15 protein-coding genes are annotated in these 15,174 nt (G+C 38.9%); 14 read left to right on the forward strand and 1 reads right to left on the reverse strand.

All coding sequences use genetic code 11. The features are described from left to right. Positions 1-15: 15 nt before the first annotated feature. The 9 genes from gabT to ACHZK0_RS04700 all read left to right on the forward strand — a co-directional run bounded on the left by gabT (position 16) and on the right by ACHZK0_RS04700 (position 8,895). Positions 16-1,344: a 4-aminobutyrate--2-oxoglutarate transaminase gene (gene gabT, locus ACHZK0_RS04660; RefSeq protein ID WP_395761220.1), complete on the forward strand. Its 1,329-nt coding sequence runs from the start codon at positions 16-18 to the stop codon at positions 1,342-1,344. 19 nt (positions 1,345-1,363) lie between these two features. Next, complete coding sequence (locus tag ACHZK0_RS04665; RefSeq protein WP_395761221.1) at positions 1,364-2,806, forward strand: aldehyde dehydrogenase family protein; 1,443 nt, start codon at positions 1,364-1,366, stop codon at positions 2,804-2,806. Positions 2,807-2,838: 32 nt separating this feature from the next. Next, on the forward strand, positions 2,839-3,192 hold the full coding sequence (locus tag ACHZK0_RS04670) for a DUF3870 domain-containing protein (protein ID WP_002170612.1): 354 nt from the start codon (positions 2,839-2,841) through the stop codon (positions 3,190-3,192). Between the two features lie 90 nt (positions 3,193-3,282). Then, on the forward strand, positions 3,283-3,411 hold the full coding sequence (locus ACHZK0_RS04675) for a hypothetical protein (RefSeq protein ID WP_377920450.1): 129 nt from the start codon (positions 3,283-3,285) through the stop codon (positions 3,409-3,411). Positions 3,412-3,721: 310 nt separating this feature from the next. Further along, positions 3,722-4,660: a glutarate dioxygenase GlaH gene (glaH, locus tag ACHZK0_RS04680; RefSeq protein ID WP_395761222.1), complete on the forward strand. Its 939-nt coding sequence runs from the start codon at positions 3,722-3,724 to the stop codon at positions 4,658-4,660. 58 nt (positions 4,661-4,718) lie between these two features. Then, on the forward strand, positions 4,719-5,921 hold the full coding sequence (lhgO, locus tag ACHZK0_RS04685) for an L-2-hydroxyglutarate oxidase (protein WP_395761223.1): 1,203 nt from the start codon (positions 4,719-4,721) through the stop codon (positions 5,919-5,921). 351 nt (positions 5,922-6,272) lie between these two features. Beyond that, the gene (locus ACHZK0_RS04690) at positions 6,273-7,277 is read left to right on the forward strand and encodes a proline racemase family protein (RefSeq protein WP_316251381.1); all 1,005 of its coding nucleotides are present in this window, start codon (positions 6,273-6,275) and stop codon (positions 7,275-7,277) included. A gap of 19 nt (positions 7,278-7,296) precedes the next feature. Further along, the gene (locus ACHZK0_RS04695) at positions 7,297-8,274 is read left to right on the forward strand and encodes an ornithine cyclodeaminase family protein (RefSeq protein ID WP_395761224.1); all 978 of its coding nucleotides are present in this window, start codon (positions 7,297-7,299) and stop codon (positions 8,272-8,274) included. 108 nt (positions 8,275-8,382) lie between these two features. Further along, the gene (locus tag ACHZK0_RS04700; protein ID WP_270340730.1) at positions 8,383-8,895 is read left to right on the forward strand and encodes a protein kinase; all 513 of its coding nucleotides are present in this window, start codon (positions 8,383-8,385) and stop codon (positions 8,893-8,895) included. Positions 8,896-8,987: 92 nt separating this feature from the next. On the opposite strand, the gene ACHZK0_RS04705 is transcribed toward ACHZK0_RS04700, so the two are convergent. Continuing rightward, on the reverse strand, positions 8,988-9,326 hold the full coding sequence (locus ACHZK0_RS04705) for a hypothetical protein (protein ID WP_395761225.1): 339 nt from the start codon (positions 9,324-9,326) through the stop codon (positions 8,988-8,990). Between the two features lie 290 nt (positions 9,327-9,616). On the opposite strand from ACHZK0_RS04705, the gene ACHZK0_RS04710 reads away from it, so the two are divergent. The 5 genes from ACHZK0_RS04710 to ACHZK0_RS04730 all read left to right on the forward strand — a co-directional run bounded on the left by ACHZK0_RS04710 (position 9,617) and on the right by ACHZK0_RS04730 (position 15,103). Next, entirely contained in the window at positions 9,617-11,206 is a 1,590-nt protein-coding gene (locus tag ACHZK0_RS04710; RefSeq protein ID WP_395761226.1) for an ABC transporter substrate-binding protein, read from the forward strand. A gap of 105 nt (positions 11,207-11,311) precedes the next feature. Beyond that, positions 11,312-12,262, forward strand: coding sequence for an ABC transporter permease (locus tag ACHZK0_RS04715; protein WP_395761227.1), 951 nt, complete (start codon positions 11,312-11,314; stop codon positions 12,260-12,262). Between the two features lie 6 nt (positions 12,263-12,268). Further along, complete coding sequence (locus ACHZK0_RS04720; RefSeq protein ID WP_088080106.1) at positions 12,269-13,120, forward strand: ABC transporter permease; 852 nt, start codon at positions 12,269-12,271, stop codon at positions 13,118-13,120. 26 nt (positions 13,121-13,146) lie between these two features. Next, complete coding sequence (locus tag ACHZK0_RS04725; protein ID WP_395761228.1) at positions 13,147-14,139, forward strand: ABC transporter ATP-binding protein; 993 nt, start codon at positions 13,147-13,149, stop codon at positions 14,137-14,139. Further along, entirely contained in the window at positions 14,132-15,103 is a 972-nt protein-coding gene (locus ACHZK0_RS04730; RefSeq protein WP_270340855.1) for an ABC transporter ATP-binding protein, read from the forward strand. Before ACHZK0_RS04725 ends, ACHZK0_RS04730 begins: the two co-directional genes overlap by 8 nt. Positions 15,104-15,174: the final 71 nt, after the last annotated feature.

The raw sequence follows: 15,174 nt of genomic DNA on the forward strand, positions 1-15,174 counted from the left end.
AAAGGGGTATATACTATGTTGAAAGAGAAGAAGGATATTACAACTACAAAATCTAGCATATTACATGAAAGAAGAAAGAATGCGGTGCCAGAAGGGCCTTACAATATTACAGAGTTATATGTGCAATCAGCAAAAGGCGCGATTATTACGGATGTAGATGGCAATGAGCTAATCGATTTTGCAGGTGGAATTGGTATGCAAAATGTCGGGCATTGTCATCCGAAAGTAGTAAAGGCAATTCAAGATCAAGTAGAATCTTCTATTCATAGTTGTTTTCACGTAGCGCCGTATGAAAGTTATATTGCACTGGCGGAAAGACTGAATGAGTTAACGCCAGGTGATTGTAAGAAAAAAACGATGTTTGCGAATAGTGGTGCGGAAGCGGTAGAAAATGCGGTGAAGATTGCTAGAAAAGCTACTGGAAGAAGTGCGATTGTTTCATTTGAGCGTGCATATCACGGGCGTACACTGTTAACGATGTCACTGACAAGTAAGGTGAAACCATATAAACATGGATTTGGTCCGTTTGCATCAGAAGTATACAAATTACCTTATCCGTACTATTACCGCGCTGAAGAAGGACTTTCGCAAGAAGAAGTAGACGCGCAAATTTTAGCCTATTTCGAACGCTTTATGTTAGAGGAAGTAGCAAGTGATAATATCGCTGCGATTATTTTGGAACCGCTTCAAGGAGAAGGCGGGTTTATCGTTCCGACGACTACGTTTATGCAAGGTGTTCGAAATATTTGTGATAAGTATGGAATCATTATGATTGCGGATGAAATTCAAACTGGTTTTGCTCGTACGGGAAGTTTATTTGCAATGGATCATTTCGGCGTAGTTCCTGATTTAATGACTTTTTCAAAATCAATCGCTGCTGGTATACCGCTTAGTGCAGTAACAGGAAGAGCAGATTTGATGGATGCACCTGGGCCAGGTCAATTAGGTGGTACTTTCTCAGGAAGCCCGGCTGCTTGCGCGGCTGCATTAGCTGTTTTAGATGTAATTGAAGAAGAGAATTTAGTCAATCGTGCTGTAGAAATTGGCGAGCGTATGATGACAGTGTTTCATAGCTGGAAGGAGAAATACGAAATAGTTGGCGATGTGAGAGGCCTTGGCGCTATGACTGCCATTGAGCTTGTGAAAGATAAAGGGACGAAAGAGCCAGCGTCAGAAGAAGTGAAAGCGATTTTGAAAGAAACGCATAGTAAAGGGGTTATTACGATAAGCGCAGGTATTTATAGTAATGTACTTCGCTTCTTACCGCCTCTCGTTATAACGGATGAACAGCTTGAAGAAGGGCTTACTATTTTGGAAGCAGCAATTGCAAAAGTATCAAAATAAAAACGGCGGGGGCAGGGGAATGAAGTATTTCAATTATATAAACGGTGAATGGAAAGAACCTTCCACGAATGCATATGTAAAAAACTATAATCCGCATAACGGAGAAGTATTAGGTGAATTTCCGTTTAGTTCAGTAGAAGATACGAGAGTCGCAATCGCATCAGCGAAAGAAGCTTTTCATACGTGGCAAAAGTTATCGTTTCAAGAGAGAGCGAGTTATTTATGGAAAGCGGCAGCTATTTTAAAAGAAAAGGTAAATGAAATTGGTCAGGATGTAACGAATGAAGAAGGAAAGACGATTGCAGAAGGAATAGGAGAGACGAAGCGGGCGATTAGCATTCTTGAATATTATGCAGGAGAAGCAAATCAACCAATCGGAGAGATTATCCCGTCCGCTAATGAAAGTACAATGCTTTACAGTAAACGTGTAGCTGTAGGTCCGGTTGGATTAATTACGCCGTGGAACTTTCCAATTGCCATTCCAGCGTGGAAAATGGCGCCGGCACTTATTTATGGAAATACAATTGTCATTAAGCCGGCTGAAGTGACGCCGAAATCGGTGTACCATCTTGTAAATGCGTTTCATGAGGCTGGCATTCCAGCAGGTGTTATCAATTGCGTATTCGGAAAAGGTTCTGAAGTTGGAGCAGAGTTAACGGGGAATCCAGATATACAAGCGGTTTCTTTTACCGGCTCGAACCACGTTGGAAATATCATTCAAAAAGCAGCTGTTGAAACGCGAAAAAAAGTTCAATTAGAAATGGGTGGGAAAAATCCGTTAGTTGTATTAAACGATGCTGACATTGAAAAGGCAGTAACGATTGCGATAAAAGGTGCGTTTATGTCAACAGGACAAAAATGTACCGCAACAAGTAGAGTAATAGTCGAAGAGAATATTTATGAAGCGTTCAAGGATCGACTGTTGCAGCGTACAGAAGCTCTTACAGTCGGCAACCCGCTAAATCCTGATACATTTATGGGACCATGCGTGTCAAAGGGACAACAGCAATCTGTTTTATCAATGATTGAAGTAGGAAAAGAAGAGGCTTCTTTACTGTATGGAGGCAGCGTACCGAACGAAACAGAATTACAGAATGGTTGTTACGTGTTACCGACTATTTTTGAAAATGTAGACGGAGATGCACGAATTGCGAAGGAAGAAATTTTCGGCCCAGTTATTTGTTTATTTAAAGTGAATAGTTATGAAGCAGCCGTTTCTTTAGCGAATGATACAGAATACGGACTCAGTGCATCGATTTGTACGAATAATTTAAGTTTGTCGCAACGGTTTATTGATGATATGGAAGTTGGAATGGTTCATGTGAATTCAGAAACTGCAGGAGCAGAGCCACAAGTTCCGTTTGGCGGAATGAAAAACTCTAGTGCTGGACCGCGTGAACAAGGAAAAGCGGCGAAAGAATTTTATACGAGAATAAAGACAGTATACGTAGATCGAGTATAAACACTAAAAAACATAGTAACGGAGGATGAAATATGCGTAAAGGGACATTTTTTATGGCAGGACATTCGAGGCTTCCGAAAGGGATGGCTGTTCGCAGTATGTATGAAACATTAACAATTACAATTGAGGCAGATCATAAATATCATGTCATTATTGAAGCATCATGTACGCTTGCGACAGAGCACGGCAGGGACTTCGTCGCTCAAATTTTGAGAGGACATAGTTTACGAGATGGTATCGAAGAAATCGTTCAAGATATTACAGATCATTATCAAGGAAAAGCGCAAAATGCGATAGTTAGTGCGGTAAAAGATTTGCACCGTCAATATGTAAGTTATTTAAATGATGAACAGCCACAAGGCGAGTACGAGGAAACAACACCATAAAAACTGTCTAGTTTATTATCGTAAACGAGAGCCAGTTGTATTTCCGTTAACGGGATACGACTGGCTTTTTATATTGAGGAGGCAAGGAATATGAAAAAGTTAAATGACGTGCAGGTTGTAAAGCAAGAGGCGAACAAAAGAGGATGTGCGGAAAGTAAAGGTATTTGTAAAATGTGTAAAGTATGTCGAGAAAATAATAAAAAACGAATTGACAGTTAGAATATTTTGAATTATTATTCAATTAATAAGATCCATTCGAGAAATTAGCCTTCTCTAAATTCGATCTTGCTTACCTGTTTTACACATATTTTCATATGAACTGTCTATTATTATTGTACTTTAAGAGATTAAAGAACACTCGTAATTATGAGCCAGTTATATGTATCTGCGATTGTTATGTCGTGGATGCGTATGACTGGCTTTTTGCTGTTAGGGCAGTAAGACCGGATCTCAGCATATAGAAGATAAGGATAACTGTCTGTAAAAAGCGTCAATACGTTCTTCATATTTCATTTAGGGAGGAATTAAAATGTCGATTATTACAGAACAAAGTGCGAAGATGAAGTTTGCAAAAAAATATGAGGGGTATGAAATTGTTCCTCATCCAGAGCATAAACGTTTATATCATATCGTATTAAATCAGCAGTTGCTTAAGCAATTTTTTGAAGAGGTAAAAGAGTATTCAGAGCAGTCACTGCAATACATTCCTTATTCTCGGTTTAATCTTGCTGACGGAATGAGAAAGATTTTTGGGCAATCGTTTATGGATAATATTCGTGGCATTATTCATGAACGTGAAACTGGAGGATTTACAATTGGGGTACAAGGCGAAACGGTAGATCCAGCAGATTACGTGAAATTCGCGACAGCATTAACGCATTTAATTGGGACACCAAACTTTGATGCGATGACAGGAACGTATTATGCTAGATTTAATGTAAAAGATACAGACAGTAGTGATTCTTATCTTCGCCAAGCGTACCGATTATTTACACTTCATACAGACGGAACATTCGTTGATGAGCCGACAGATTGGCTTCTTATGATGAAGATTGAAGAGCAAAATGCAGTAGGCGGGGAATCACGTTTACTACATTTAGACGATTGGGAAGATCTTCAGAAATTTAGAAATCATTCGCTCGCATCTGTTAAAGTTACGTATAAAGCACCACCAAGTAAAAATTCGCAAGAAATCGTCTATCGTGAAACATTCTTTGATGTGAACAACGCACCGTGTATTTGCTTTATTGATCAGTTTGCGTACCCAGATAATATTGAACAAGCAAACTATTTAAAAGATTTATCGTATTCTGTTGAAAACTCACCAGCAACACATGCATTAAAATTACCAGTAGGAGATTTAGTTCTTTTAAATAATTTGTTTTGGATGCACGGAAGAGCGGCATTCGAAAAGAATAAAGATTTATATAGAGAACTAATGCGTCAGCGTGGTTGTTTTTCTAAATAATATGTACGGCGGGTCTTGCAAAGAGACCTGCCTTTTATACTATTAAGGGGGAAGTAGGATGTATGACTTTATAATTATTGGCGGAGGAATTGTGGGCCTTTCAACTGGAATGGCTTTAACGAAAAAATTCCCTCATGCGAAAATTGCAATCATTGAAAAAGAAAAGGAACTCGCACATCATCAAACTGGACATAATAGCGGTGTCATTCATTCCGGCATTTACTATAAACCAGGAAGTTATAAAGCGAAGTTTGCAAAAGAAGGAAACGCAGCGATGGTCCAATTTTGTGAAGAAAATGACATCGCTTATGACATGTGTGGAAAAGTAATTGTTGCAACAGAAAAAGAAGAACTTCCTCTTTTACATAACTTATATGAGAGAGGCTTACAAAACGACTTACATATCGCAAAAATAGATAAAGAAGAATTAGCCGAAATTGAACCGCATGTAAAAGGACTTGGCGCAATCCGTGTTCCTTCTTGCGGGATTGCTGATTATAAAGGAGTCAGTTATGTATTCGCTCGCCTCATTCAGGAAAGTGGCGGAGAAGTACATGTAGGAACAGCCGCAGAGCGTATTACGGAAAAGAAAGACGCCGTCACAATTGAAACAAGCAAAGGCACATTTAAAACGAAATTTCTCATTAACTGCGCCGGCTTACATAGCGATCGCATTGCGAAAAAGACAGGCATATTAACAGATATGAAAATCGTTCCGTTCCGCGGTGAGTATTACGAACTCGTCCCGGAAAAACGCCATCTCGTAAAACATTTAATATACCCAGTCCCAAACCCTGAATTCCCGTTTCTAGGCGTTCATTTTACAAGAATGATAAACGGAGACGTACACGCAGGGCCAAACGCAGTATTAAGCTTCAAGCGCGAAGGCTACACGAAAAAAGACTTCGACATAAAAGACTTCATGGAAACAATGACATACACAGGCTTCTGGAAAATGGCGATGCCAAATATGAAAGAAGGCATAAAAGAAATGGTGCGCTCATTCAGTAAACAATCATTCCTAAAAAGCTTACAGCGCTTAATACCAGAACTAACAGAAAAAGATATCGTCCCAACGCATGCAGGCGTAAGGGCACAAGCCATCTTATCAAACGGCAATATGGTGGATGACTTCTGCATTATCCCAGGCATAAACTCTCTGCATATTTGCAACGCACCATCTCCAGCTGCAACGGCTAGTATAAAGATTGGTGAGGAGATTGCGAAGCGGGTGCCGGATGTGGTGGGGGTTCGGGTTTAGTGGGTCCCCCGGGTGTCGGGGGATTTTTTTCGTTTCGTGGGGGCTGGTGTCTTCTCGTGTGTGTGTGTGTAAGTCCAGGTGTGGGATTGGTTGGTGGTTATTGGGTGTGAAATCGCGGAATTTGTCGGTAAGTCGATATGTTCGGAGTTGTGTTCGATATAATTGAATAATCGTCGATATATTTTCGGCGAGTGTGGGCTTAGTTGGAGACTCATGGTCGCCGACCTTCTACTGTATAAAAATATAGACAGTAGTGTATGCTTTTTTACACAATGTATACAAATTTATACCCTATGCGTTGGCATGATATTTGCAATAAAAATAGTATCAACATATAGGGGAGAGATAGAAATGAAGGTTAGTAAAGTGTACACGACAATTGATGCTCACGTAGCTGGGGAACCGCTTCGAATTATTACAGGCGGTGTGCCAGAAATAAAAGGAGCAACACAGCTAGAAAGACGCGCATATTGCATGGAGCATTTGGATCATCTTCGCGAAATTCTTATGTATGAACCGCGAGGACATCACGGTATGTACGGTTGTATCATTACTCCGCCTGCGAGTGATCACGCTGATTTTGGCGTATTATTTATGCACAATGAAGGTTGGAGTACGATGTGTGGTCATGGCATTATTGCTGTTATTACAGTCGGAATTGAAACAGGTATGTTTGAAGTGACAGGTGAGAAACAAAAGTTCATTATTGATAGCCCTGCTGGAGAAGTTATTGCGTACGCAACCTATAACGGGAGCGAAGTAGAGTCTGTATCATTTGAAAATGTTCCTTCATTTGTATACAAAAAAGACGTTCCTATTAAAATAGATGACTATGAATTTCAAGTAGATATCGCGTTTGGCGGAGCTTTTTATGCTGTAGTAGATAGTAAAGAATTTGGTTTGAAAGTCGATTTCAAAGACTTAGCTGCTATTCAAACGTGGGGCAGTAAAATTAAGCACTACATCGAGAGCAAAATGGAAGTAAAGCATCCACTTGAAGAAGGGTTAAAGGGAATATACGGCGTTATTTTCTCAGATGAACCGAAAGGAGAAGACGCAACTTTACGAAATGTAACAATCTTCGCTGATGGGCAAGTGGACCGTTCTCCTTGCGGTACAGGAACTTCCGCAAGAATCGCAACTCTTTTTGAAAAAGATGCTTTACAAAAGGGAGAAATTTTCGTCCACGAATGTATTACTGACGGGAAATTTGAGGGAGAAGTATTGTCGGTAACAGCGGTAGATACATATGAAGCTGTCGTTCCAAAAGTAACGGGGCATGCATTTATTACAGGATTTCATCAGTTCGTTGTAGACCCGAGAGATGATTTGAATCGAGGATTTTTGTTAGGATAAGAGGAGGAGGTGGAAAGATATGCTAGTCATAAGCGCGAACGAACAACGAAACTTAGTAAATATGAACGAAGTCATTGAATACGCGGCGCTTGCTTTAAAAGAATTTTCCGCAGAAAGAACAATTACGCCAATTCGCGGCTCATTGCCATTTGCGAACGAGAAAAATACGGCATTAATTATGCCTTCAGTAGCGGAAGGACTTAAGGCACTTGGCTTAAAAGTTGTAACAGTAGTCCCCGAGAACAAAAAGATAGGAAAGAAAACGATAAACGGAATTGTGATGCTATCAGACTTTCAAACGGGAGAACCGCTCGCACTTTTAGAAGGATCCTACTTAACGATGATTCGAACAGGGGCTCTATCAGGAGTAGCGACAAAACATTTAGCTCGTCATAACGCAAAAACTTTATGTATCATCGGGACAGGAGAACAGGCGAAGGGAATTGCTGAAGCTGTATTTGCGGTAAGAGATATCGAAAAAGTCATTTTATACAATCGAACAGAAGAAAAAGCGTATGCATTTGCGCAATATATACAAGAAAGATTCAATAAACCTGCTTATGTTCACACAAGTCCAAATGAAGCAATAAGCGAAGCAGACATCATCGTCACAACTACGAATGCATCCACACCAGTCTTCTCAGAAAAACTACAAAAAGGCGTCCACATAAACGCCGTCGGCTCATTCAAACCGAACATGCAAGAACTACCATCCCACGCCATCGCGGGCGCAAATAAAGTAGTAGTTGAATCAAAAGAAGCAGCACTAGAAGAAACAGGTGACCTCCAAGTTCCGATACAAGAAGGTTTATTTGAAGCGAGTGACATCCACGCTGAACTTGGACAAATCATTAGTGGAGAAAAACCTGGTAGAGAGAGCGATGAAGAGATTACTATTTTTAAATCGGTTGGTTTGGCGGTAGTGGATATTATCGTTGCGAAGTATTTGTATGAGAAAGCGGTGGAGAGTGGGGTAGGGAATAGGATTGAGTTTTGAGAGGCTGCCTTTTGGTGGTCTTTTTTTGTTTATAATGCGCGTAGGCATCTTAAATGTGATGTATCATATATTCTGTTAAAATTAAACAAAAAATGCAGGTGAGAAACTTTGGATTTAGTTCGAAAATTAACTCATATTTATGGCTTAGGGCTTTGCTGTGGGTTGTGGAGTAAAGCTGAAGTAATTCAATGGTGTGATAAATTGATTGAAGCAAGTGAAAATCCGCCATATGAATTAATTGAGATATCCTTAATGTCTAAAGCAAAGATAGATGATATGGAAGGGAAGTTATTTGAGTTTAGTAGCACGGTTGATGAAGAATACACTGTTAAATTAATTCTTTCCGTCATTCATGAAAAACTAAAAGAACATGAACTGACGATTGAAGAATCAATTAAATGCACCACTAGACTTTTAGTCAACAGGGGGGTGCATTGGGAGGCGGAATACTTTGAATTGTATAATCTAGACGATAGCTATGACTTAGCTAAAGGTGGTGTTCATTTTGATTTAAGTCAAGTTATTCATACATATAGTGAAATGTTAAGTATTTATAGTAAGTATTTTAGTGGATTTGAAAAACTGTATTTTAAAGTAATGGGAAATGAGTGGAGATTTTAATATATATCAGTATTTGATTATCTTTGTTTGTCCCTTATTTTCCAATTGGAGAATAAGGGACAAATTTTTATGAAGGAGTAAATGCGGCTTTTTTACCACTCACGCCATTCTTCTGTTATGTCTTCTTCAGATTCTAAGCCAGCTATTCGTGCAGCTGCATCGATAAATTCATAGAGATCTTCTCTTTCCATTGTTTCGATAAACTGGTCATGTTCGATATTTAGTTCATTTATTTTAATAACTACCTCTTTAACAACTTGCATTACTTCGACTTCGGTTGGATTCTCGCCTAATTGTTGTAAATTGTTAATGTAAGTGTCAAGAACCGTATTTGTTGCACTTATATTTGCTTCAGTGAAAAATTCCCCATCTTCATCATACTCAACCCATGAGGTTGTTGGTTTGGCTTTTTTCAATTCATCAAATGTCATGATAACCTCCTAAATGTGTTTTTTGTCTTTAATTTCATTCTACAGTTTCGATCATATATAACAATCATTTTAGAGGGATTTTCTGTAAGTTGCTAGTTTTTTAACTCATTTATGAGGCTACTGATTCGTGGTCTTTTTATCGCAAGAATGCATGAATAGATTTTAAACTTTCTACCTTTGCGAAAAAGTTTGACAATACATACGGGTAGTGGTAATTTAAAACTTATAAGAAAACTCGGGATTAATTCCGAGTTTTCTTATGGGTATAACTAGTTCGAGGGGGCCGAAAGATGAAACGGAAATTATTTACATTACCATTTGTCCTACTATTAATTATTGCATTAGCGGCTTGTTCTGGGGAGAAAGATTCTTCGAAGCAAGCAGGCACTAGTAAATCAGGGACTCCGAAAGATGGAGGAATGTTAACGATTGGTGTTAGCGATAACCCAGATACGATGAATCCGCTTTATGCGAACGATCGTGTGTCATTAACGATACAGCAAGCTTTATATGCACCGCTGTATCATATGGAAGACGGTAAGAAGAAGTTTGTTCTTGCTGAAAGCTTTACGCCTTCAGAGGACCAATTAACATGGACTTTAAAACTAAAGGATAATTTGAAATGGCATGACGGTAAGAAGATTACATCAGACGATATTGCATTTACATTCCAATCTATTTTAGATGAGAAGCAAAATAGTTCAAGCCGTGAAAACTTTATTTTTAAAGGGAAGCCGCTTGAGGTGAAAAAAGTGGATGAGCTAACGACTCAATTCGTATTACCACAAGTAAGTGCATCTTTTGAAGGTGTGATGAATGATTTCTTCCCAATTCCGAAACATGTATTTGAAGGGGAAGCAGATTTAGCGAAGAGTCAGAGAAACTTACAGCCTGTAGGATCAGGTCCATTTAAGTTTAAAGAGTATAAATCAGATGAGTACGTTGCATTAGATCGATTTGATGATTATGTAGGTGGTAAAGCTAAATTAGACTCTATCGTATATCGCGTTGTAAAAGATCGTAATACAGCAAATGTTTCACTGCAAAATGGTCAAATCAACATGAAGATGATTGAGCCACAAGACTTTAAGAAATTAGATAGCACTGGGAACTTCTCAATGGTGACATTCCCTGAAGGTAGATTATTCTACTTATCTTATAACCAAAATACAGATCTTATGAAGAAAAAAGAAGTGCGCCAAGCAATCGCGCATGCGTTAGATAAGAAAGAAATGATTAACTCAGCATTCGTTTCTAGTCAATTTGCAGAACCGGCAAATTCAATCTTAACGCCGGACGCTATGTATTATGCAAAAGACATTAAAGATTATAAGTATGATAAGAAAGAAGCGAAAGATTTATTAGCGAAAGCTGGCGTGAAAGATAAAGAAAAAGTACGCGTTATGTATGTAACGAATAATAAAATTATGGAAAGCTTAGCACTTTATACACAACAAAAATTACAAGAAGTTGGCTTAGAAGTTGAATTGAATGCATTAGATGCTAGTGCAGCAAGTGAAAAAAGCTTAGATAAAGCGAATAAAGAATATGATATTACATTCGGTGGTTACATAATGGGACCTGAGCCAGATTCATATAAGAGCTTATTCTTAAGTAATGCTGAATACAATTATGCACGTTATAAAAACGCTGATTTCGATAAGTTATGGGAAGAAGCTGCAGTTGAAACAGATAAAACAAAACGTGCAGAGCTATACCATAAAATTCAAGAAACAGCTCGAGAAGACTTACCTTATCTACCAATCGCATATCCAAAAGCAGTTATCGCAGTAGATAAAAAGTTTGATGGATTGAAAGAAGCAAAAGCAATTCCTGTCACAATGTTTGAAGATTTATCTAAGATTTATGAAGTGAAATAAGAAACAAACAGTAAAGAAGCTGGTGGAAATCAGCTTCTTTATCAAGTTAAAGCCTAATTGATGTGGGCTAATGAAAGTTTCACTTTATCTTGAGGGGGGAAGTTTGTGTATAAAGTAATTGGGAAGAGGCTTTTAAATGCAATTCCGCTTTTATTTGTTATTTCTATTATTTCTTTTCTATTAATAAAACTAGCACCGGGGGATCCCGTTAGAAACTTTGTCACGCCAAATATGAGCCCAATTGATGTGGAGCGTATTCGCAAAAGTTTAGGACTAGATCAACCAATTTACGTGCAGTATCTTTTATGGTTAAAAAATATTTTAACAGGGAACTTTGGTTATTCACTTCAAAACCATCGTCCTGTTTTAGATCTTATTGTAGAAAGGTTACCTGCGACAATTGGGTTAATGGGATCATCTTTACTCGTCTCATTTGTAATCGCAATCCCGCTTGGACTATTAACAGGTGTGAAAAAGAATTCTATTTTTGATCGCGTTGTGAACTTTATCTCTTATGTGGGAATCTCAATGCCAGTCTTTTGGTTCGCTTTACTATTAATCTACTTATTCTCTTTAAAGTTGAACCTTCTTCCGAGTATGGGTATGCGTACAGTCGGTCAAGATTCCCTCTTGGATATTGTCCAGCACGGCATTTTGCCTTGTATGGTGCTTGCGTTCCAAAACATCTCTGTCTATATGAGATATATTCGCTCAAGTACAATTCAGCAATTAGAAGAAGACTATGTGCAAATTCAATATGCGTACGGTGCTTCGAAGAAAACAGTTTTATTTAATCACGTACTTCGAAACGTATTAATACCGATCATTACAATTTTCGGATTATCGATTCCAAGTCTAGTAGGCGGGGCGTTTATTACGGAAACAGTATTCTCATGGCCAGGACTTGGTTCACTTGGGGTAAATGCTATTTTTAGATTTGATTATCCGATTATCATGGCAATTACATTACTATCATCATTCATGTTAATTCTCGGTAACTTAATTGCTGATATTTTATATGGCGTAGTAGATCCGCGCATTCGAATGAGGGGGTGATTTGGAATGAATAATAGGAGATTTCAAACGATAAAACATAGCTTTACGAAAAATAAGTTTGTTGCAATGGGAGTTATTATACTTGCGGTTTTAACGGTTGCATCAATTTTCGCATTCGTATCACCGTACGATCCTAGCAAAATGTCGATTCCAGATCGCTTACAAGAACCGGGTATGAGTCATCCTTTCGGAACGGATGATTACGGAAGAGATTACTTAACGAGAGCGTTATATGGCGGACGAGTTTCACTTGCGGTTGGTTTCCTTGCAATGGTTGTTTCTATTACAATCGGTACCGCAGTTGGAACAATTAGCGGATATTTTGGCGGAAAGTTAGACAACTTTTTAATGCGAGTTGTTGAAGTGCTTATGTCAATTCCATCATTCTTCTTAATGTTACTATTAAATGCTTATTTAAAACCAGGAATTACAACGTTAGTTCTTATTATCGGATTACTAACATGGATGGACACCGCTCGTATCGTAAGGGCAGAAACGTTATCGGTAAAAGAGCGTGAGTACGTCTTATATGCAAAAGTGTCAGGACAAAAATCACTCATGATTATTGTAAGACATATCATTCCTAACATTTTATCAACCATTATTATCGCCGCGACATTAACAATTGCGACATCGATTTTAATGGAATCATCACTTAGCTTCTTAGGATTAGGTATTAGAGAACCAGATTCTTCTTGGGGCAGTATGCTAAACAATGCGCAAGGGTATATTGGCGAAGCTTGGTATTTAACACTCTTCCCAGGGTTCCTTATCCTTTTAACGGTACTTAGTTTTAACGTAATTGGTGAAGCATTGAAGAAAGCTTTCGCGCCAAAAGGAGCTGGAAATGAAAACTAAAGTGTTAAGTGAGAGGAGTGAGCAACGTGTCTGAAAAACTATTGGAAGTGAATAATTTAAAGACTTCTTTTTTCATAGAAAGCGGAGAAGTAGAAGCGGTTCGCGGCGTTACATTTCGTTTGAATAAAGGAGAAGTAGTTGGAATCGTTGGGGAGTCCGGAAGCGGAAAGAGTGTGATGGCGAAGTCTGTTATGTCTCTCGTTACATCACCAGGGAAAGTGAAAGAAGGGGAAATCCTTTTTCATAATGAAAATATCCTTTCTAAATCTGAAAAAGAATTACGTTCTATTAGAGGAAATCAAATTTCACTAATTTCCCAAGATCCAATGTCTGCGCTAAATCCAGTCGTGAAAATTGGAAAGCAAATGACGGAAGTAATTATACGCCATCAAAAAGTAAAAAAGAAAGAAGCAGAGCAGATCGCGGTCAACTTGTTAAAACAAGTCGGTCTTTCGTCGCCAGAAGAAAGGGTAAAACAATATCCGCATGAACTAAGCGGCGGTATGAAGCAGCGAGTTATGATCGCAATGGCGATGTCTTGTAACCCAGACCTTCTCATTGCGGACGAACCGACGACAGCGCTTGATGTAACGATACAAGCACAAATACTAGATTTAATGAAAAACTTAAAAAACGAAACGAACATGGCGTTACTTCTTATTACGCATGACTTAGGAATAGTCGCACAAAACTGTACACGCGTTATCGTTATGTATGGCGGACTTATTATGGAAGAAGGACCTGTACTTCATATTTTCCAATCGCCGAATCATCCATATACGAAAGGGTTATTAAACTCTCTGCCGAAAATATCGAACGGCGTAAAAGAAAGACTCGAGCCAATTCAAGGTGTAACGCCAAACTTATTAAATCCGCCACAAGGTTGCCCATTCGCAGAGCGTTGCCCGCATACGATGGACATTTGTGAAAAAGAACGTCCTCCATATTTTGAAATTGGAAACGAAAGACGTTCTATGTGCTGGTTAAATGATGGGGCGGTAGGTGAATCACATGCATGAAGAAAACTTAATTGAAGTTCGAAACTTAAAAAAATATTTTCCTATTAAAAAAGGACTATTCGGTAGAAAAACAGAGCAATTAAAAGCAGTCGATGACCTAAGCTTCACAATTAAAAAGGGTGAAACATTCGGATTAGTAGGAGAATCGGGCTGCGGAAAATCAACGACAGGAAGAAGCATCATTCGTTTACACGACGTGACTTCAGGGAACATCCTATTCGACGGAAAAGACATCGCAAGTTTAAAGGAAAGTGAACTAAAAGAGTATAGAAAAAGAATGCAAATCATTTTCCAAGATCCATACGCATCATTAAACCCAGCAATGAATGTATTCCAAATTATTAGCGAACCAATGAACATTCACGGATCTTACGAAAAAGAAGAACAAAAAGAAATCATTTTAGACCTTCTAAAAAAAGTAGGCCTAAAAGAAGAACACTTATATCGCTACCCGCACGAATTTAGCGGAGGCCAAAGACAGCGCATCAGCATCGCGCGCGCACTATCTGTAAAACCGGACTTTATCTTATGTGACGAACCAATCTCAGCACTCGACGTCTCAGTCCAAGCACAAGTCGTAAACATGCTGCAAGACATCCAAGAAGAAACAGGCGTCACATACTTATTTATCGCACATGACCTATCTATGGTAAGACACATATCAGACCGAATCGGAGTTATGTACCTAGGAAACATAGTAGAAATTGCCGACAGCGAAGACCTATACACAAAACCGGCACATCCATACACACAAGCACTACTCTCATCCATGCCAGAACCAGACCCAACAAACGCTGGCAAAGAAAGAATCATTCTACAGGGTGAAGTTCCAAGCCCACTCAACTCACCATCCGGTTGCAAATTCAGAACGCGCTGCAAATTCGCCACTGAAAAATGCGCACAGGAAGTACCGAAGATGGTCGAGATTGCGAAGGGGCATGAGGTGGCTTGTCATTTGTTTTAGAGTGGAAAGCATCGGGGGGACCTGGTGCTTTTTTGTGTTTTTTGTAAGGGACGTGGTGTTGGTTGCTAGTA

Source organism: Bacillus sp. 3G2, from assembly GCF_044324725.1.
Classification (GTDB): Bacteria; Bacillota; Bacilli; order Bacillales; family Bacillaceae_G; genus Bacillus_A; species Bacillus_A mobilis.